This is a genomic window from Variovorax sp. OV700 (assembly GCF_900099805.1).
Lineage (GTDB): Bacteria > Pseudomonadota > Gammaproteobacteria > Burkholderiales > Burkholderiaceae_C > Variovorax.
Map to the genome: position 1 here is coordinate 1 of NZ_FNDR01000025.1, position 17969 is coordinate 17969.

Consider the following 17969-nt stretch of genomic DNA (forward strand, 5'->3'; position numbering starts at 1 on the left):
GGCCTGATGTCGATGAATCCTTACGGAGTGTTCTCTTCACGGGGACTTTCGGCCGCCGAGCGCGACCGCTGGCTCGGTGCCGACCGGGGTGCCGTCGTGACGCCGCAGCTAGCCCTGGCTGCAGTCGCAAGCCGGGGGGACGGTGCGCAGGCGTTGGAACTCGAGCGGCTTCGAATCGACGGGCAAGTTTGGTACCGCATCCAGGGCACGGACCGGCGGTGGTGGGTGCGCGCGGACGACGCGAGCGCCGCATCGACATTGGATCCGGCACTGCCGGATGCGCTGATGTCGGGCGTCCTGCGGCATCTGCGTGGCGTAGACGGGCCTGCGTCAAGCGTCGTGCGGATGGATCGCTACGACGATGCCTACTACGCGAAGAATCCACGCTCGGCCGAAGCCTCGGAGGGCCGGCCCTTGCCGGTCTGGCGCGCGCATTGGTCCGACGGCACGGACCTCTATGCCGATCCCGCTTCGGGCAGGGTGCTGTTGCGGGTCGACCGGTCGGGACGATGGCAGCGGTTCATGTACCAGGGATTGCACAGCCTCGATTTCGAGCCGCTGCGCGAACGACCTTGGCTGCGCGAGGCGTTGGTGCTGATCCTGTCTGCCCTGGGCATCGCCTTGTGCATCACATCGTGCGTCATCGGCTGGCGCGCCCTGGTGCCCAAGGCGGCGGCGCGCGAGACAACCGGTCGGCGCACCGCATGAGTGGAGGTGTCCGCTATGATCAGCACCGTTGGTGCTCGCTTCGTCTTTCCGGTCGAAGCAGTTCAACGGGAATCAGGAGGGGTGGTGCGGCAAGCCATCGCGCGCCCTAACCTGAGCTGCCCCCGCAACGGTAAGCGAACGTGAGCCCTCGTGCTCGCCGCTCGTGTCTATAGCCCACTAGGCAATCCGCGCAATCTGCGCGGCCTGGGAAGGGAACACGGGTCGTCTTCGCCAGCCCGGATACCGGCCAACGAGGCGGCGCGCTGCGCGAGCGGCGCGCCTTGTGGTGCGTACCTGCGGGGAAGCGGGTGAGCATGGCTGGCGCGATATTTTCTCTATGACCCGCACCCTTCAGGCGACATGGCCCTGGCTCACGCCGCTCTGCGATGACGTTCATGCGCTGCTGCGAGTGTCCGGCAGGCCGATGAGGGTCGAAGGATGATTGCACCCGCAGCCTTCCGCTGTCCCGCGCTGCTGGTCACGGCCCCGGCCTCGGGCCAAGGCAAGACCACCGTCACTGCCGCTTTGGCGCATTGGCATCGCAGCAAGGGCCGGCGCGTGCGCGTGTTCAAGACCGGGCCGGATTTTCTCGACCCCATGGTCCTCGAGCGTGCCAGCGGCGCGCCGGTGCAGCAGCTCGACTTGTGGATGGGAGGGGAGGCGCACTGTGCCGAGCTCCTGCACAGTGCGGCTGCGGAGGCCGACCTGATCCTGGTCGAAGGCGCGATGGGGCTGCACGACGGAACGCCGTCGAGTGCCGATCTGGCGCTGCATTTCGGACTGCCCGTGCTGGCCGTGATCGATGCATCGTCGATGGCGCAGACCTTTGGCGCAGTCGCCCACGGGCTGGCGACCTATCGCCCCGGCCTGCAGCTGGCGGGCGTGCTGGCCAATCGCGTGGGCAGCGCGGGCCATGCGCAGATGGTGCGCGAGAGCCTGCCGGCCGGCATGGTCTGGTACGGCGCGCTGCCGCGCGGCGGGCACTACGCGTTGCCGTCGCGTCACCTCGGCCTCGTGCAGGCCGGCGAGGTCGACGACATCGCCGAGCGCATCGCAGCCGCCGCGCTTGCGCTTGCCGACGACGGGGCGCTGCCGATGCCGCCCGCCGTGGAATTCAACGCGCCGCTGCGCTCGGCTTCGGATTCAGGTCTGCCCGTCTCGCTCGCCGGCGTCACCATCGCCATCGCGCAAGATGCCGCCTTCTCGTTCGTCTACTCTGCCAATCTCGACCTTCTGCGCACCCTGGGCGCGCAACTGCGCTTCTTTTCGCCGCTGGCCAACGAACCGGTGCCGCAAGAAGCGCACGCGCTGTACCTTCCGGGCGGCTACCCGGAACTGCACTTGCAAGCGCTGGCCGGCAATGCAGTGACCCGCGAATCCATCGCTGCGCACCATGCCGCGGGCCGCCCGATGGTCGCGGAGTGCGGCGGCATGCTGGTGCTGCTGGAGTCGCTGAGCGACGCTGCTGGCCACAAGGCGCCCATGCTGGGTTTGCTGCCAGGGCAGGGCGTGATGTCCGACCGGCTCGTCAACCTCGGCATGCACAGTCTGGAGCTGCCCGAAGGCGAGGTCCGCGGCCACACTTTTCATCACGCCCGCATCGACACGCGCGCGCCGGTTGCACTGCACACGCGGGCCCGGCGCCACCACGGCCAGGCCGAAGCGGTCTTTCGCCAGAAACGCCTTTTCGCGTCCTTCATGCATCTGTACTTTCCGAGCAATCCGGCGGCCATCGCAGCGTTGTTCAAGCCCTGATCGCGCGCTGGCAACTCCGCACGCGACCCCACAGAACCTCCACAGCCCATGCAAACCTCGACTCCCACGCCCATGCAAAGCCGCAAGATCCCCGCCACCATCGTCACCGGCTTCCTCGGCAGCGGTAAAACCACGCTGCTGCGCCACCTGTTGCAGAACGCCCAGGGCCGGCGCATCGCGGTCATCGTCAACGAGTTCGGCGAATTGGGCATCGACGGCGAGTTGCTGCGCGGCTGCGGCATCGGCTGCGACGAGACCGGGGCGCCGGACGGCCAGTTGTTCGAGCTGGCCAACGGCTGCCTGTGCTGCACCGTGCAGGAAGAGTTTGCGCCGGTGATGGAGCAACTGGCCGCGCGGCGCGATCAGATCGATCACCTGGTCATCGAGACCTCGGGCCTGGCCCTGCCCAAGCCCCTGGTGCAGGCCTTCCAGTGGCCGGCGCTGCGCAACGCATTCACGGTGGACGCGGTGATCACGGTGGTGGATGCACCGGCCGTGGCCGCCGGCCGCTTCGCGGACGACCCGCTGGCGGTCGACGTCCAGCGCCGCGCTGACGAGAACCTCGACCACGATTCGCCCTTGTCGGAGTTGTTCGAAGACCAGCTCGCGACCGCCGATCTGGTGGTCGTGCACAAGACGGATGGGCTCGACGCGGCGACGCTGGCCGGCGTGGAGGCCGTCATTCGCGCCGAGACCGCGACAGGCGTGAAGCTGGTGCATGCGCAGCACGGGCGCATCGACCTGGGTGTGCTGCTGGGCATGGAGCGGGCGGTGGAGGATGCGATCGATCAGCGCAAGACTCACCACGACGAGGAGGAAGACCACGACCACGACGCCTTCGACTCAGTCTCGGTGACCCTGCAGGTCCCTGACCGCGGCCGCTTGCTGGCCGCCTTGCAGAGTCTGGTCGAGCGCCACGAGATCTATCGGGCCAAAGGCTTCGTCGCATTGCCCGGCGCAGCGATGCGGCTGGTGGTGCAAGGCGTCGGCACGCGCTTCGACAGCTACTTCGACCGGCCCTGGCGCGCCGACGAGGCTCGGCAGACGCGCCTGGTGCTGATCGGGGCAGGCCTCGATGCGGCAGCCTTGCAAGCCGAGCTGGACGCGGCGCTTGGCGTGGCCGCGGTGGCCTGACGCGTCGTCGCCGAAAGCCCTTCATGCATCTGCTGTCCACCCGCCCCGGCGGCCACGTCGAAGACGGCGGCCAAGGCGTCGTGCGCGTGGCGCAGACGCCCGCCTCGGTGGTCGTGCTCAGCGCCGCCGACACCACCCTGTCGCTGCTCGCCGACGCGGCCGGGCAGATGGGCGCCGACTATCCCAGCGTGCGCCTGGCCAACCTGATGTGGCTTCGTCAGCCGGCTTCCGTGGACATGTATGTCGACGACGTGCTGCGCCATGCCCGCGTGGTGGTGATCGACCACCTGGGTGCCCCGAGCGACTGGGCCTACCTGGTGGAGCGCGCCATGTCCTCGGCACGCGAACGCGGTCAATGGCTGGCGATATTCTCGGGCGATGCCTCCGAAGACATGCAGCTGCTCATGCGCAGCAGCGCGCCGCACGAGGATTGCCGCCATCTTTGGCGGTGCCTGCGCGAAGGAGGGCTCGACAATGCGAAGGCCTTCTTCTCGCTGATCGGCCATGCGGCGTTCGGGCTGGGCAGCCGGCCGGCGCAGCCGGTGCCCCTGCCTTCGGCCGTGCGCTATCGGCCGCAGGAGGCTGCCGGCCGCGCCACCTGGAAGGCAGGCGCGCCGGTGGCGCTGCTGCTGTTCTACCGCGCCCATCTGCAGGCGGGCAACACGGCCGTGTTCGACGCCATGCTGGAAGCGCTGTCGGCCGCCGACCTGAACGCGGTGGCACTCGCCGTGGATTCGCTCAAGAACCCCGACAGCCACGCCGCGGTGCAGGCCCTGGTCGCGGAACACCGCGTGGCGATCGTGCTGAACGCGACCAGCTTCGCGGTGGCGTCCATCGACGGCCGCGACGATGGGAGCGCAGGCGACGGCGACATGTCGCTGGCCACGCTGGCCGGGGACGCCCCCGTGCTGCAGCTCATTACTGCCGGCGGCACGCAGGAGCAATGGCTGGCCGACCCGCACGGCCTTGCGCCGCGCGATCTGGCCATGCAGGTGGTACTGCCCGAGGTGGATGGGCGCATCCTTACGCGCGCCATCAGCTTCAAAGGCGTGGCCCGGCGCTGCGAGCACACCGAGCTCGACGTACTTCGCTACGAGGCCGAGCCCGGCCGAATGGCCTTCGTGGCCGAACTGGCACGCCGCTGGTGCGTGCTGCGCGACAAGCCCAACGCCGACAAGCGGATCGCGCTGATCCTGGCCAACTACCCGATCGACGATGCGCGCATCGCCAATGGCGTCGGGCTGGACACGCCGGCGTCGACCGTGTTGGTGTTGCAGGAACTGCAGGCCGCGGGGTACCTGACCGGGGATCTGCCGGCCAGCGGCGACGCCCTGATCGCCGCGCTGTTGCGCGGCATCACCAACAACAGCGACGCCAATGGCGGCCGGCCCGCCGCGCAGAGCCTGTCCATGGCCGACTACCTGGAAGATTTCAATCGATTGCCCGCCGACAGCAGGGCGGCGGTCAACGCCCGGTGGGGCGCGCCCGAGCAAGAGCCGTCGCTGCGCAGCGGGCGCTTCACGATTGCCGGCCTGCGCTTCGGCCACGTCTTCGTCGGCATTCAGCCGGCGCGCGGGCGTGCCGTGGACCTGGCGGCCACCTACCACGACGCGGACCTGGTGCCGCCCCACCACTACCTGGCCTTCTACTTCTGGCTGCGCCGCGCCTTCGCGGTCGACGCGATGGTGCATGTGGGCACGCACGGCAATCTCGAGTGGCTGCCGGGCAAGAGCGTGGCACTGAGCGAGGCGTGCTGGCCAGACGCCATCCTGGGCCCGCTGCCGCATCTCTATCCCTTCATCGTCAACGACCCGGGCGAAGGGAGCCAGGCCAAGCGGCGGACCCAGGCCGTGATCATCGACCACCTGATGCCGGCCATGACGCGCGCCGAGACCTACGGCCCGCTGCAGCAGCTGGAGCGGCAGATGGACGAGTACTACGAAGCCCTGTCGCTCGACCCGCGCCGCGCGCGGCTGCTGCGCGAGGACATCCTCGGACGCACCGTGCGCGAAGGCTTGCACGAGGAACTGGGTTTCGCGCGGCCGACCGACGAGAGCGCCCGGGAGCGCCTGTTGCAGGGGCTGGACGCCTATCTTTGCGAGATCAAGGAATCCCAGATTCGTGACGGCCTGCATGTGCTGGGACGTTCGCCGCAAGGCCGCCAGCGCATCGACACGCTGCTGGCGCTGGCGCGTTTTCCGGGCGGCACGGCCGCCAGCCAGAAGAGCCTGCTGGTCGCGCTGGCGCAAGACCTTGGCGTGGAGGGCGCGGACGGCTTCAGCGCTCTGGGGCCGGACTGGGCCGCGCCGTGGCACGGTCCGCGGCCGAAGGTGTTGCAAGCGCTCAGTGCCGAGGCATGGCGCCACGCCGGCCACACGCGCGAGCGGCTGGAGCTGCTGGCCGCGCGCCTGGTGGCGGTGCAGGCGGTGTCCGGCGACGCCCGGGCGGGCGCTGCGCATGACGCCTTCGATGCCCGTGCCTGGCCGCATGCGGCACCGGTGCTGCAGCGCCTGAAGGAGGTGCTGGCCCCTCGCCTCGATGCCTGCGGCCCCCAGGAAATGACGCAATTGCTGCGAGGCCTGGCCGGACGCTTCGTGCCCCCCGGCCCGAGCGGTGCGCCGTCGCGCGGCCGGCCCGATGTGCTGCCGACCGGACGCAATTTCTACAGCGTCGACACCCGTGCCGTGCCCACGCCCACGGCCTACGCCATGGGTGCGGCCGCGGCGGAAAGACTGATCGAGCGACACCTGCAAGACCACGGCGCGATGCCTGGCGAGGTGGGCTTGTCCGTCTGGGGCACCAGCACCATGCGCACCGGCGGCGAAGACGTGGCGCAGGCTTTCGCGCTGCTGGGCGTGCGGCCGAAGTGGGCCGACGGCAGCGCGCGCGTGATCGACATCGAAGTGCTGCCGATGGCTGTGCGCCATCGGCCGCGTGTGGACGTGACGCTGCGCGTGTCGGGGTTCTTCCGCGATGCCTTTCCCAACGTGATCGACCTTTTCGACACGGCCGTGCGCGCGGTGGCCGCGATCAGCGAAGACGATGAATCCGACGAGGTGAACCCGATTCGTGCCCGCGTGCGGCGCGAGGCCGCCGAGGCCCTGGCGGCCGGCCAACCCGTCGACCAGGCGCGGCGCCAGGCCACGTGGCGCGTGTTCGGCCCGCGCCCAGGCGGCTATGGCGTGGGCGTGCAGGAGGTGCTGGACAGCGGTCGGTGGCAACACGGTGCCGACATCGCCCAGGCCTATCTGCAGGCCGGCGCCTTTGCCTACGGGCAGGGCGAACACGGCGCTGCCGCGCGCGCCTCGTTCGAGCAACGCCTGGGGCAGCTCGATGCGGTGCTGCACAACCAGGACAACCGCGAGCACGACGTGCTCGACGCTGCGGATCACGCCCAGTTCCAGGGCGGGATGGCGGCCGCCGTGGCGCATCTTGCGGGCGCCCCGGCTGCGCTCTACCACGGCGATTTCAGCGTGCCGGGGTCGCCGCGCATCCGCAGCCTGCGCGAAGAGGTCGCGCGCGTGGTGCGGTCGCGCGCCGTCAACCCGAAGTGGCTGGACGGCGTGCGGCGGCACGGCTACAAGGGCGCGGCGGAGATCGCCACCACCGTGGACAACCTGTTCGCGTACAGCGCCACCACGGGCGTGGTCGGCGATCACCAGTACGCGCTGGTGGCCGACGCCTACCTGCACGACGACACGACGCGCGAGTTCCTCCAGCGGCACAACCCGCTGGCCTTGCGCAGCATTGGCGAACGCCTGCTGGACGCCATGCGGCGCGGCTTGTGGCAAGAGGCCGGCGACCACCGCGAACGCATCGAACACCACCTTCTGGCGCTGGAGCGCCGGCTCGAGGACCACGGCGAAGGGCCGCTCTGATGACACCTTATTCCACCGAAGCGATCGCCGGCCCCAAGCTCGAGTCCGCCAGTCGCACGACCTTCCCCTTCAGTGCGCTGATCGGTCAACCCATGCTGCAGCGCGCGCTGTTGCTCGCCGCCATCGACCCCGGCATCGGCGGCGTGCTCATCAGCGGACCGCGCGGCACCGCGAAGTCGACCGCGGCGCGGGCCTTGGCCGCGTTGCTGCCGCCGACGGCCGCCTCGTCGGTGGCGCCCTTCGTCACCTTGCCGCTGTCCGCCACCGTCGAGCAGCTGGTGGGAACGCTGGACGTCGAGGACGTGCTGCGCGACGGGCGGCTGCGGCTGGCACCGGGGCTCGTGACTCGCGCCCACCATGGCGTGCTGTACGTCGATGAGGTCAACCTGCTGCCCGACACACTGGTCGACGCGTTGCTCGATGTCGCCGCCAGCGGCGTGAACACCGTCGAGCGCGACGGCATTTCGCAACAGCACGCCGCACGCTTCGTGCTGGTCGGAACCATGAATCCCGAGGAAGGCGAACTGCGCCCCCAGTTGCTGGATCGTTTCGGCCTGTCGGTGGCGCTGGCCAACCCGAGCGAAGCCGCGCAGCGGATGGCGATCGTGCGCGCGCGTTTGCGCTTCGACGAAGACCCGATCGGGGTGGCCGAAGCCCATGCCGGTGAACAGGCCCGCCTGGCTGCGGCGGTCGTTGCAGCCCGCGCCGGGCTGGCGCGCCTGGCGTGGTCGGATGCCGTGCTGCAGCGCGCTGCGGAATGCGCGCTAGCGGCTGGCGTGGACGGCATGCGGGCCGACCTGGTGATGCTGAGAGCGGCGCGTGCGCTCGCTGCATTCGAGGGCCGCACCGAAGTCACGACGGACGATGTCGATGCGGTGGCGGAACTGGCACTGGCCCATCGACGGGAGGAGAGCAGGAGCAGCCCGGCGCCGGAGCCGAAAGCCGACATGCGGCAGGCCGCGCCGACATCCACCGGATCGACCGGCAGTTCCGCACCGTCCGCCAACAGCTCCCCCATGGGCGACTGGGGTGCGCTGCCGCCGATTCCCGAAGCCACTGCCCGCGTGCAGCCCGTAGGAGGGTGGCCCGCAAAAAAAGCGTGAGCCACCGCAGCCGCCTCATGCGCGCCGGGCGCGGAGGTCTGCGGTGGCTGAATCCAGCCCGGCAGCCGTTGCTGGCGCCGCCTGCACGTCCGGATGCCGGGCCTTCGCGGGCGGCCATCGCATGGTTGCCCACCCTGCTGGCCAAGGGCCCGCAGCCTTTGCAAGGCGGGCATCTGCGCTACAGCCAGCGCTCGGTGCAACCGGCGCGTCTGCACCTGATCGTGCTCGACACCTCGGGCTCGATGCGTCAGCGCGGGCGACTGGCGCTGGCCAAGGGGCACGCCACTTGGCTGATCGAGCAGGCCGCGCGCGCCGGCGACAGCGTGGCCATGCTGAGCTTCGGCGGTCAGGGCGTCGAGTTGCGGCTGCCGCCCGGTCGGGCGCGCGCGTCTTGCAGCGAAAAGGTTCGAGCGCTGGGCGGTGGCGGCGGCACGCCGCTGGCGCATGCCCTGGCACAGGCCGACAAGGTGCTGCGCCGCGCCGAGCGTCGCGACGGCCCGGCCGAATCCTGGCTCTGGCTGTTGACCGATGGCCGGACGCTGGAGCAGCCGGCGGCACCCGAGGCCCCGCGGCATGTCGTCATCATCGATTTCGACGACGCCGCGCGCGCCATCGGCCGCTGCGCCGCCTGGGCGCAGCGCTGGGGCGCGGAACATCGCCTCGCCAGCCGACCCGCGTGACCCCACGAACAAAGTAGAACCATGTCACACGCAGCTCACCCAGCGTCTGCCGCACTGCGCCCTGCCGCCAAGGGCTGGTGCCCCGGCGCGCATCGCGCCATGGCTTCGGGCGATGGCCTGCTGGTGCGGGTGCGGCCGCAGCTGGCGCGCTTGACGTGCGCCCAGGCCCTGGGGTTGTGCGAGCTGGCCTCGCGCCTGGGCTCAGGACTCATCGACCTGACCCATCGCGCCAACCTGCAGTTGCGTGGCGTGACGCCCGACGCCCACGGCGCGGTGATCGATGCACTCTGCGCCCTGGGCCTGGCCGATGCGGACGCCACGCGAGAAGCCTGGCCGCTGGTTCTCGTGGCGCCTTGCTGGCAAGCGGGCGATGACACCGAAGGCATCGCCACGGAATTGTTGTCGCGCCTGAACGAATTGCCCGCGCTGCCGCCCAAATTCGGGTTCGCGGTGGATGCGGGACCGGCGCCGGTCCTGGCTGCGGCCCCGGCCGACGTGCGTATCGAGCGGGCCCGCTCGGGTGGCCTGGTGGTGCGCGCCGACGGCGCAGCGGCCGGACATCCCGTGTCCCGCGCCGGGGCGGTGGATGCGGCACTGGCGATGGCCGACTGGTTTGCGGCGACGGCCGAGGCAGTCGAACCGGCATCGCGGCGAATGCGTCGCCATCAACAGATCTTCAGTTGGGCCGACGGCCCGCAGCCGCTCGAGCCCGCGGCCGCTTCGGCCTCGCTGCCCCCACCCGGCATGTCCTCGCTCGGACCGGTCTACGGCGTGCCTTTCGGACAGATCGAGGCTGCGGCCCTGGCCACGCTGTTGCGCGACAGCGGCGCCGTGGCGCTGCGCCTGACGCCGCATCGCGCCATGGTCCTGGAAGGGGGCCGGTGGTGCGACGCGAGCGCTTTCATCACCGTGGCCGGCGATCCCTTGCTGCGCGTCGATGCCTGCCCCGGTGCGCCTTCGTGTGCCTCGGCAACGGTGGCGACCCATGCGGTCGCGCGCGCACTTGCTTCGGGGCTGGCGGCGGCGGGCGCCAGTGCACCCCGCAGCCTGCACGTGTCCGGCTGCGCCAAGGGCTGCGCACGTGCGCGCCCGGCCGATGCCACCTTGGTGGGCCGCAACGGCGCCTTCGATCTCGTGCGCAGCGGATGCGCCTGGGACGCGCCCGTGCAAACCCGACTGTCTCCTGAAACCTTGTGCTCACTCCTCGGAATGCCCTGATGCACGTCTTTGAAACCGATGGCGCGGAAATCTACCGTCGCTCTTTCGCCATGATCCGGGCCGAGGCCGATCTCTCGCGCTTCGATGCCGACGACGAGCCCGTCGCGGTGCGCATGATCCACGCGGCTGGCCTGATCGGGCTGGAAGCGCAGCTGCGCTTCCAGCCCGGCTTCACCCGTTCGGCGCGCGCGGCGCTGGCGGCCGGTGCACCCATCCTGTGCGATGCACGCATGGTCAGCGAAGGCGTGACCCGCTCGCGCATGCCGGGGGGCAACGAGGTGGTGTGCACCTTGCACGACCCGCAGGTGCCCGGTCTGGCTGCGGCCATGTCGACCACCCGGTCTGCCGCCGCGCTGGAACTGTGGCGACCTCGGCTGCAGGGCGCCGTGGTGGCCATCGGCAATGCACCGACGGCCCTGTTCCATCTGCTGAACATGCTGCAAGATCCAGCCTGCCCGCGACCGGCGGCAATCATCGGTTGTCCGGTCGGCTTCGTCGGCGCGGCGGAATCGAAAGACGCGCTGTGGGCCGAACAGCCCGCGCCCTGTTGCATCGTGGCCGGACGCCTGGGCGGCAGTGCCATCACGGTGGCGGCAATCAACGCGCTGGGGAGTCGTCTGGAATGAACCCGCGCGGCACCCTGTACGGACTGGGCCTGGGCCCCGGGGATCCGGACCTGATGACCGTGCGCGCGCACCGCCTGTTGCAGCGCGCGACCCACGTCGCCTACTTTCGCAAGGCCGGCCGGCCCGGGCAGGCGCGCCGCATCGTGGACGATCTGCTGCCCGAAGCAGTGACGGAACATGCGATGGAATACCCCGTCACCACCGAGATCCCGGTGGACGATCCGGCCTACAACCAGCTGCTGTCCGCCTTCTATGCCGAGTGCGCCTCGCAGCTGCGGGCGCTGTCGGACGCCGGCCACGACGTGGTCGTGCTGTGCGAGGGCGATCCGTTCTTCTATGGCTCGTTCATGCACCTCTACACCCGGCTGATCGAGACCCACCCGGTGCAGGTGGTGCCGGCGATCACCGGCATGTCGGGTGCATGGACGGCCACCGGCCAGCCCATCACCTGGGGCGACGACGTGTTGACCGTGCTGATGGGCACGCTGCCCGAAGCGCGGCTCGCGCGCCACATGGCCGACAGCGAGGCGCTGGTCGTGATGAAGATTGGTCGCCACATCGACAAGGTGCGCCGTGCATTGACGACGGCGGGTCGACTGCAGGACGCCTGGCTGGTCGAGTTCGCCACCATGCCGGGTCAGAAGGTGATGCGGCTTGCGGAGGCCGAAGGCCGCATCACGCCCTACTTTTCGATCGTGCTGGTGCATGGGCAAGGACGGCGGCCATGAGCGTGGCGACGAACGCAGCCACGGTGCCAACGCATGCCGCGGGCTGGCTGGTCATCGCCGGGCTCGGCCCGGGCGCCGATGGCTGCGTGACACCCGAGGTGAGCGCGGCCCTGGCCGATGCCACCGACGTGGTTGGCTACATCCCCTACGTGGCCCGGGTGGCGCCGCGCGCCGGACTCAGGCTGCACGCGAGCGACAACCGCGTCGAGCTGGAACGCGCCGCCCACGCGCTGCGCCTGGCCGCCGAAGGCCGGCGCGTGGTGGTGGTGTCGTCGGGCGACCCGGGTGTGTTCGCGATGGCCTCCGCGGTGTTCGAGGCGGTGGAGGCGGGCGATGCCGCGTGGCGCCTGCTGGACGTGCGCGTGCTGCCCGGGATCACCGCGATGCTGGCTGCCGCCGCGCGCGCCGGAGCGCCGCTGGGCCACGACTTCTGCGCCATCAACCTGTCGGACAACCTGAAGCCCTGGGCCCTGGTGGAACGCCGTCTGCGGCTGGCGGTGCAGGCCGACTTCGCGATGGCCTTCTACAACCCGCGCTCCGTGTCTCGCCCGAGCGGCTTCGCCCGAACGCTGGACGTCCTTCGCGAGGCCTGCGCAGCGGCGGGAAGCCCGGCGCGTCCGGTGATCTTCGCCCGTGCCGTGTCCACGCCCGACGAGACCATCCGCGTGGTCGCACTGCAAGATGCACAGCCCGAAATGGCCGACATGCGTACCGTCGTCATCGTCGGCTCCAGTCTGACGCGGGTCATTGCCCGCGAGGGCCGACCCTGGGTCTACACGCCGCGCTCGGCGCCGCGCGAGGTGGGCGCATGATGCGCTGCCTCCAGCCACAGCAGCACCTCGGCCACGCGCGTCACTTCCTGTCGCGCGGCCAGCGGTGGCCGCGCCACCATCACGATTGGCAGCTCGAGCTCGCGCGCGGCGTGCAGCTTGGCCTCTGCACCGGCGCCGCCGGCGTTCTTGCAGACCAGGACGTCCACGCGCTGCGCGCGCAGCAGGGCGATGTCGCCCTCCAGGTCGAAGGGCCCGCGCGAGACGATGACCGTGTGTTGCGGCAAGGGCGGCCGCACTTCGGGCAAGTCGACCAGCCGCAGGATGTAGTGGTGCTGCGGCTGTGCCGCGAAGGCGGACAGGTGCATGCGGCCCAAGGCCAGCATCACGCGCTGCGGTGGCCCGCTCAGCGCGGCGACGGCCGCGGGCAGATCGGGCACGGTCTGCCAGCGGTCGCCCGGACCTGCCTGCCAGGCGGGGCGAGTCAAGGCCAGCAAGGGCAGGCCGCACGCCGCGCACGCCGCCACCGCGTTCGCGCTCATGCGCGCGGCGAAGGGATGGGTGGCGTCCACGACGTGCGTCACCTGCGCTTCGCGCAGATGGCGCACCAGGCCGTCCACGCCGCCGAAGCCACCCACGCGCACGGCGATGGGCTGCGCCTTGGGCTGCGCCACCCGGCCGGCATAGGACAGCACGGCGCGTTCGCCTCTTTCGGCGAGCGCCCGCGCGAGCGCGCTCGCTTCGAGCGTGCCGCCCAGAACCAGGACATTGCGCATGGCTGAATTCACTGAAGTTACCCCGTGGTTGACGATCATCGGGCTCGGCGAAGACGGGTGGGAGGGCCTGCCTTCGGCCAGCCGCGCGGCACTCGATGCGGCCGAACTGGTGGCCGGCAGCGCCCGGCATCTGGCGTTGTTGCCCCATCTGCGCGCCGAGCGGCTCGAATGGCCGGTGCCGTTTGCCGATGGCATCCCGATCCTACTGGCACAGCGCGGTCGCCGCGTAGCGATGCTGGCCTCGGGCGACCCGTTCTGGTTCGGCGCGGGCAGCTCGGTGACGCGCCATCTGGGCGCGCACGAATGGCATGCCTTGCCCGCTGCATCGACATTCGGCCTGGCGGCTGCGCGCCTGGGTTGGCCGCTGGAGCACGTGACCTGCCTGGGTCTGCACGCGGCGCCGCTGGCGCGCCTGCGACCGCACCTGCACATGGGCGAGCGGCTGCTGTTGCTGCTGCGCGATGGCGCCGCAGTGACGGCGCTCGCGCGCTACCTCGTCGACAACGATTTCGGCGCCAGCGCGATGAGCGTGCTCGAAGCACTGGGTGGCCCGCACGAGCGGCGGCGCGACGTCGCTGCGTCCGCCTTCGACCTGGCCGATGTGCGGCATCCGGTGGCGGTAGCCTTGCAGTTGGCCGGAACGGGCATGGCCATGCCGTGCAGCACGGGCCTGCCGGACGATGCATTTGCGCACGACGGCCAACTCACGAAGCAGAAGGTGCGTGCCCTGGCGCTGTGCGCCCTGGCACCGCGGCCCGGCGAGCGGCTGTGGGACATCGGTGCGGGCTCCGGATCGATCGGTATCGAATGGCTGCTGGCGCATCCGAGGTGCGAGGCCGTCGCCATCGAGGCCGACCCCGAACGCGCGATGCGGCTGCGTGCCAACGCCGACCGGCTGGGGGTCGATCGGCTCGCTTTGGTGACGGGCAGCGCACCCGAAGCCTTGGCCGGCCTGCCGCCGCCGGATGCGGTCTTCATCGGCGGCGGCCTCAGCGACTCGATGCTGACTCATCTGTGGCGCTTGCTTCCGCAAGGCTGCCGCGTGGTGGCCCATGCCGTGACACTGGAATCCGAAGCGCTGCTGAGCGACTGGCACGCGCGCGCTGGCGGCAGCCTGACACGCATCGAGCTGGCGGAGGCCGCGCCATTGGGGACGCGGCGCGCCTGGCGCGCGTCCTACCCGATCGTGCAATGGAGTGCGACGCGATGATGGTGGCGGGTTTCGGTTTCAGAAGCGGCGCGACGCTGGCGTCGCTGCGCGACGCGTTGGCGCACGCGGCCGCGGCCTTGCAACCCACGCTGCCGGTGCAGTCGATTGCCTGGCTCGCCGCTGCGCAGGACAAGGCCGACGCGCCGTGCCTGCGTGCGCTGGCCGAGGCGCTGGGCGTGCCGGTGTGCGCCGTGGAGGCTGCGCGGATGAACGCCACCGTCACCCTGACCGACCACGCCCGGCTGCGTGCGCTGCGCGGCAGCGGCAGCACCGCCGAAGCCGCGGCCCTGGCGGCAGCCCTGATGCACGTCGGTCCGGGTGCGACGCTGCTTCATCCACGCGTGGTGTCGACCGACCGCCTGGCCACCTGCGCAATCGCCGCGCGAACACAACAACCGGAGTTTCGACCATGACCATCCACTTCATAGGCGCCGGTCCCGGTGCGCCAGACCTGTTGACCTTGCGCGGGCGCGACCTGATCGGCCGCTGCCCTGTCTGCCTCTATGCCGGCTCGCTGGTGCCTGAGGAAATCCTGGCGCACTGTCCACCCGGCGCGCGCATCGTCAACACGGCGCCACTCGATCTCGATGCCATCGTCGCCGAATTCGTCGCAGCCCATGCGGCAGGGCAGGACGTGGCGCGGCTGCATTCGGGCGATCTGTCCGTGTGGTCGGCGATGGGCGAGCAATTGCGCCGTCTGCGGGCCGCCGGCATCCCCTACACGGTCACGCCCGGCGTGCCCTCGTTCGCCGCCGCGGCGGCCGCGCTGGGTGCGGAGCTCACGCTGCCGGGCCTGGCGCAGTCGGTGGTGCTGACGCGCACATCCGGCCGCGCGTCGCCCATGCCCTCGTGCGAGACCTTGGCCGGCTTCGCCGCCACCGGAGCCACGCTCGCCTTGCACCTGTCCATCCACAAGCTGGCCGAGGTGGTTGCAGAGCTGGTGCCGTTCTACGGCGCCGAATGTCCGGTGGCCGTGGTCTATCGTGCAAGCTGGCCGGACGAGCAGATCTTCCGCGCGACCTTGGCCACCATCGAGGCGACGATGGGCGAGGGCGTGGAACGCACCGCGCTGATCCTCGTCGGCCCCGCACTGGCCGCAGAAGGCTTCGCCGAAAGCCGCCTCTATGCCGGCGACTACGATCGACGGTTCCGGCCGACACGCGCCGAACCGGGCCATTCGCCAAGCACCTGACATCGCATTTCTCGTTCCCTTCCATCAACCCCTCGCAGCTCCGCGGAGCGGACTGCACTCACCCTACGGAGCCCCGCCATGCACATGGAACCCGGAATCGTCGACGGCAGCAAGATCCTGCTGTCCTATGCCACGGCGAGCGCCTGCGCGCTCTATGCAGTGAAGCTGTCCCTGAACCACATTCGCGAGGAGGGTGCGGGCTCGCTGCTGCTGCGCAGCGCGCTCGCCGCCATGCTGGTCTTCGTCTTCTTCGAGGTGTTCCCGCACGCGCCGGTCGGTGTGTCCGAGGTTCACCTCATCCTGGGATCGTCGCTGTTCCTGATTCTGGGCGCGGCGCCCACCGCCATCGGCCTGGCCGCGGGGCTGGCGCTGCAGAGCCTCTTCTTCGAGCCGCAAGACCTGCCGCAGTACGGCATGAACGTCACCACCTTGCTGGCCGCGCTGTTCGCCATGCAGGCGGTGGCCAAGCGGGTGCTGCCGGCCAAGCTTCCCTACGTCGAGCTGGGCTACGCGCATGTGCTCAAGATGTCGGTGGTGTTCCAGGGAGGCATCGTCACCTGGGTGGCCTTCTGGACGATCTATGGCCGCGGCTTCGGGGCAGAAACGCTGCAAGCCGTGGGCAGCTTCGGCGCCGCCTACATGACGGTGGTGCTGCTGGAGCCGCTGGTCGACCTGGCCGTGCTGGCAGCAGCCAAGAGGCTGCGCGGGCGGACAGGGCAGGGCGGGTCGGTGCTGCTGGCGCGGCGTCTGCACCACGCCGCCTGACCACGAGCTGGCCGATTGCCGCGCAGACCCACTGATGGATGCCGTTTCCACGATCGAGCTGATGCTGATTGGCATCGGCACCGGCAATCCCGAGCATCTCACGCTCCAGGCCATCGGTGCACTGAACCGGGCCGACCTCATCCTGATTCCGCGCAAGGGCGCCGACAAGGCCGAGCTCGCCGACTTGCGCCGCAAGATCTGCGCAACGCATCTCAGCGGTCAGGCCCGACTGGTCGAGTTCGATCTGCCGGTGCGCGACATCGCCGCACCCAGCTATCTCGACGGCGTGCACGAGTGGCACGCGGCCATCGCGGCCGTGTGGGCGGAGCAGATCGCCGCATGCCTGCCTCATGGCGGTCGCGTGGCACTGCTGGTCTGGGGCGACCCCGCGCTCTACGACTCCAGCATGCGCATTGCCGAACGGTTGCAAACGGCTGGCATGGCACTGCGGGTCGAGGTGATTCCCGGCCTGAGCAGCGTTCAGTTGCTGACCGCCGCACACGCCATCCCGCTCAACACCCTCGGGGCCTCGGTGCTGATCACCACTGGACGTCGGTTGAGGGCCGGCGGCTGGCCGGCAGGCCTGGACACGGTCGTGGTCCTGCTCGACGGTGCCAGCGCTTTTCAGGTTCTACCCCCGGAGGGCATCGAGATCTACTGGGCAGCCTATCTCGGCATGCCGCACCAATTGCTTCTTGCCGGCCCTCTGGCCAGTACGGGACCACGCATCTGTGCGCTTCGCGCAGCAGCCCGCGAGGAGCACGGCTGGATCATGGACAGCTACCTTCTTCGACGGAGCGTGTAGTTCTCCCAGGTCTTGCCGGTTCGACGGATCGAATGCGCGGCCTTGCTGGCGCGCGTCATTCGCCAATTGCTGGCGCAGCGATCCGCCCAAGCTGGATTCCGGCGGCTTCGCCATCGAGATCGGCCTTCGGCAGACTTGAAAACCCAAGGACTATCCCTCTGCAGGGGTGGTAACTTTTTCCTGCTTTCATTTCGTGTGTGACTTCGTTAAATTCGTTCGCAAATATGAGGGAGCGGCTGACGAAGTACTCGAACACAGAGTCGAAGCTTTCGGACCACCCGACTCCCCCTGATCCAGCGGCTCGTGCCGCGCGTGAATGACATTGGGGAGGAAGTCAAGCGCGAACCGGAACTGAGCGGGATGGCTTGGTGCCGGCGGTTCGCACACCCCTGATCTTCTCAGGCCGAATCCGGCCATCGCATGGATTGCCCGTGCGTGAAGAAGCGTCGTCATGCGCTGGACGCTTGCCGCAGGCGCGCGTCCGTCTTTTTAACGTGTCCGAGGACACATCCACCGGGAGGTTTCAATGGCAGTAGACATGTTCATGCGCGTCGAGGGCGCAAACGGCGAATCCAAGGACTCGAACCACAAGGACTGGACGGATATCAAGTCGTTTGCATG

Annotated in this window: 16 protein-coding genes, 2 pseudogenes and 1 riboswitch; of the genes and pseudogenes, 16 read left to right on the top strand and 2 right to left on the bottom strand. The window is 69.9% G+C overall.

Features of this window, described 5'->3' with window-relative positions; all coding sequences use genetic code 11:
* The 10 genes and pseudogenes from BLR24_RS30850 to cobJ all read left to right on the top strand — a co-directional run.
* Positions 1 to 708 (top strand): annotated as a pseudogene (locus tag BLR24_RS30850) (hypothetical protein); the annotation flags it as partial.
* Between the two features lie 12 nt (positions 709 to 720).
* Positions 721 to 975, top strand: a riboswitch (cobalamin riboswitch).
* 171 nt (positions 976 to 1146) lie between these two features.
* Positions 1147 to 2463 (top strand): cobyrinic acid a,c-diamide synthase CobB, encoded by a 1317-nt coding sequence (locus BLR24_RS29980; protein WP_093024298.1) that lies wholly within the window; start codon positions 1147 to 1149, stop codon positions 2461 to 2463.
* 72 nt (positions 2464 to 2535) lie between these two features.
* A complete protein-coding gene (gene cobW, locus BLR24_RS29985) occupies positions 2536 to 3597 on the top strand; it encodes a cobalamin biosynthesis protein CobW (protein WP_093024300.1) in 1062 nt (353 codons plus the stop codon).
* Positions 3598 to 3620: 23 nt separating this feature from the next.
* The gene (gene cobN / locus BLR24_RS29990; protein ID WP_093024302.1) at positions 3621 to 7475 is read left to right on the top strand and encodes a cobaltochelatase subunit CobN; all 3855 of its coding nucleotides are present in this window, start codon (positions 3621 to 3623) and stop codon (positions 7473 to 7475) included.
* Positions 7475 to 8578 carry a magnesium chelatase ATPase subunit I gene (locus tag BLR24_RS29995; protein ID WP_093024305.1) on the top strand — a complete coding sequence of 368 codons (1104 nt, stop codon included), beginning with the start codon at positions 7475 to 7477 and terminating at the stop codon, positions 8576 to 8578. The genes cobN and BLR24_RS29995 overlap by 1 nt, the downstream gene beginning before the upstream one ends.
* The gene (locus tag BLR24_RS30000; protein ID WP_254787667.1) at positions 8575 to 9258 is read left to right on the top strand and encodes a vWA domain-containing protein; all 684 of its coding nucleotides are present in this window, start codon (positions 8575 to 8577) and stop codon (positions 9256 to 9258) included. The genes BLR24_RS29995 and BLR24_RS30000 overlap by 4 nt, the downstream gene beginning before the upstream one ends.
* 21 nt (positions 9259 to 9279) lie before the next feature.
* Positions 9280 to 10476, top strand: coding sequence for a hypothetical protein (locus BLR24_RS30005; protein ID WP_217636359.1), 1197 nt, complete (start codon positions 9280 to 9282; stop codon positions 10474 to 10476).
* Positions 10476 to 11102 (top strand): precorrin-8X methylmutase, encoded by a 627-nt coding sequence (locus BLR24_RS30010; RefSeq protein WP_217636360.1) that lies wholly within the window; start codon positions 10476 to 10478, stop codon positions 11100 to 11102. Before BLR24_RS30005 ends, BLR24_RS30010 begins: the two co-directional genes overlap by 1 nt.
* Positions 11099 to 11830 (top strand): precorrin-2 C(20)-methyltransferase, encoded by a 732-nt coding sequence (locus BLR24_RS30015; protein WP_093024309.1) that lies wholly within the window; start codon positions 11099 to 11101, stop codon positions 11828 to 11830. The genes BLR24_RS30010 and BLR24_RS30015 overlap by 4 nt, the downstream gene beginning before the upstream one ends.
* A complete protein-coding gene (gene cobJ / locus BLR24_RS30020) occupies positions 11827 to 12642 on the top strand; it encodes a precorrin-3B C(17)-methyltransferase (protein ID WP_093024311.1) in 816 nt (271 codons plus the stop codon). The genes BLR24_RS30015 and cobJ overlap by 4 nt, the downstream gene beginning before the upstream one ends.
* Here cobJ and BLR24_RS30025 read toward each other — a convergent pair.
* Entirely contained in the window at positions 12603 to 13376 is a 774-nt protein-coding gene (locus BLR24_RS30025) for a cobalt-precorrin-6A reductase (protein ID WP_093024313.1), read from the bottom strand. The genes cobJ and BLR24_RS30025 overlap by 40 nt on opposite strands.
* On the opposite strand from BLR24_RS30025, the gene cbiE reads away from it, so the two are divergent.
* From cbiE to cobF, 5 genes are all read left to right on the top strand, one after another.
* Positions 13375 to 14586 (top strand): precorrin-6y C5,15-methyltransferase (decarboxylating) subunit CbiE, encoded by a 1212-nt coding sequence (cbiE, locus tag BLR24_RS30030; RefSeq protein ID WP_093024315.1) that lies wholly within the window; start codon positions 13375 to 13377, stop codon positions 14584 to 14586. The genes BLR24_RS30025 and cbiE overlap by 2 nt on opposite strands.
* Entirely contained in the window at positions 14583 to 14999 is a 417-nt protein-coding gene (locus tag BLR24_RS30035) for a cobalamin biosynthesis protein (RefSeq protein ID WP_093024329.1), read from the top strand. The genes cbiE and BLR24_RS30035 overlap by 4 nt, the downstream gene beginning before the upstream one ends.
* On the top strand, positions 14996 to 15778 hold the full coding sequence (gene cobM, locus BLR24_RS30040) for a precorrin-4 C(11)-methyltransferase (RefSeq protein ID WP_093024317.1): 783 nt from the start codon (positions 14996 to 14998) through the stop codon (positions 15776 to 15778). The genes BLR24_RS30035 and cobM overlap by 4 nt, the downstream gene beginning before the upstream one ends.
* A gap of 78 nt (positions 15779 to 15856) precedes the next feature.
* Entirely contained in the window at positions 15857 to 16543 is a 687-nt protein-coding gene (locus BLR24_RS30045; RefSeq protein WP_093024319.1) for an energy-coupling factor ABC transporter permease, read from the top strand.
* 34 nt (positions 16544 to 16577) lie between these two features.
* On the top strand, positions 16578 to 17348 hold the full coding sequence (gene cobF, locus BLR24_RS30050) for a precorrin-6A synthase (deacetylating) (protein ID WP_093024321.1): 771 nt from the start codon (positions 16578 to 16580) through the stop codon (positions 17346 to 17348).
* Positions 17349 to 17403: 55 nt separating this feature from the next.
* Here the strand turns inward: cobF and BLR24_RS30910 are convergent, their stop codons facing one another.
* Positions 17404 to 17604, bottom strand: a complete 201-nt coding sequence (locus tag BLR24_RS30910; RefSeq protein ID WP_217636361.1) for a hypothetical protein — start codon at positions 17602 to 17604, stop codon at positions 17404 to 17406.
* A 270-nt stretch (positions 17605 to 17874) separates the two neighbouring features.
* Between BLR24_RS30910 and BLR24_RS31170 the strand changes: the two are divergent.
* Positions 17875 to 17969: pseudogene (locus BLR24_RS31170) on the top strand (type VI secretion system tube protein Hcp); the annotation flags it as partial.

Coding starts and splice junctions, on each gene's coding strand:
- BLR24_RS30005 (WP_217636359.1), top strand. CDS start 9,280: ATGTCACACGCAGCTCACCCAGCGTCTGCCGCACTGCGCCCTGCCGCC.
- BLR24_RS29995 (WP_093024305.1), top strand. CDS start 7,475: ATGACACCTTATTCCACCGAAGCGATCGCCGGCCCCAAGCTCGAGTCC.
- cobN (WP_093024302.1), top strand. CDS start 3,621: ATGCATCTGCTGTCCACCCGCCCCGGCGGCCACGTCGAAGACGGCGGC.
- cobW (WP_093024300.1), top strand. CDS start 2,536: ATGCAAAGCCGCAAGATCCCCGCCACCATCGTCACCGGCTTCCTCGGC.
- BLR24_RS30035 (WP_093024329.1), top strand. CDS start 14,583: ATGATGGTGGCGGGTTTCGGTTTCAGAAGCGGCGCGACGCTGGCGTCG.
- cbiE (WP_093024315.1), top strand. CDS start 13,375: ATGGCTGAATTCACTGAAGTTACCCCGTGGTTGACGATCATCGGGCTC.
- BLR24_RS30015 (WP_093024309.1), top strand. CDS start 11,099: ATGAACCCGCGCGGCACCCTGTACGGACTGGGCCTGGGCCCCGGGGAT.
- cobF (WP_093024321.1), top strand. CDS start 16,578: ATGGATGCCGTTTCCACGATCGAGCTGATGCTGATTGGCATCGGCACC.
- BLR24_RS30010 (WP_217636360.1), top strand. CDS start 10,476: ATGCACGTCTTTGAAACCGATGGCGCGGAAATCTACCGTCGCTCTTTC.
- BLR24_RS30045 (WP_093024319.1), top strand. CDS start 15,857: ATGCACATGGAACCCGGAATCGTCGACGGCAGCAAGATCCTGCTGTCC.
- cobJ (WP_093024311.1), top strand. CDS start 11,827: ATGAGCGTGGCGACGAACGCAGCCACGGTGCCAACGCATGCCGCGGGC.
- BLR24_RS29980 (WP_093024298.1), top strand. CDS start 1,147: ATGATTGCACCCGCAGCCTTCCGCTGTCCCGCGCTGCTGGTCACGGCC.
- BLR24_RS30025 (WP_093024313.1), bottom strand. CDS start 13,376: ATGCGCAATGTCCTGGTTCTGGGCGGCACGCTCGAAGCGAGCGCGCTC.
- cobM (WP_093024317.1), top strand. CDS start 14,996: ATGACCATCCACTTCATAGGCGCCGGTCCCGGTGCGCCAGACCTGTTG.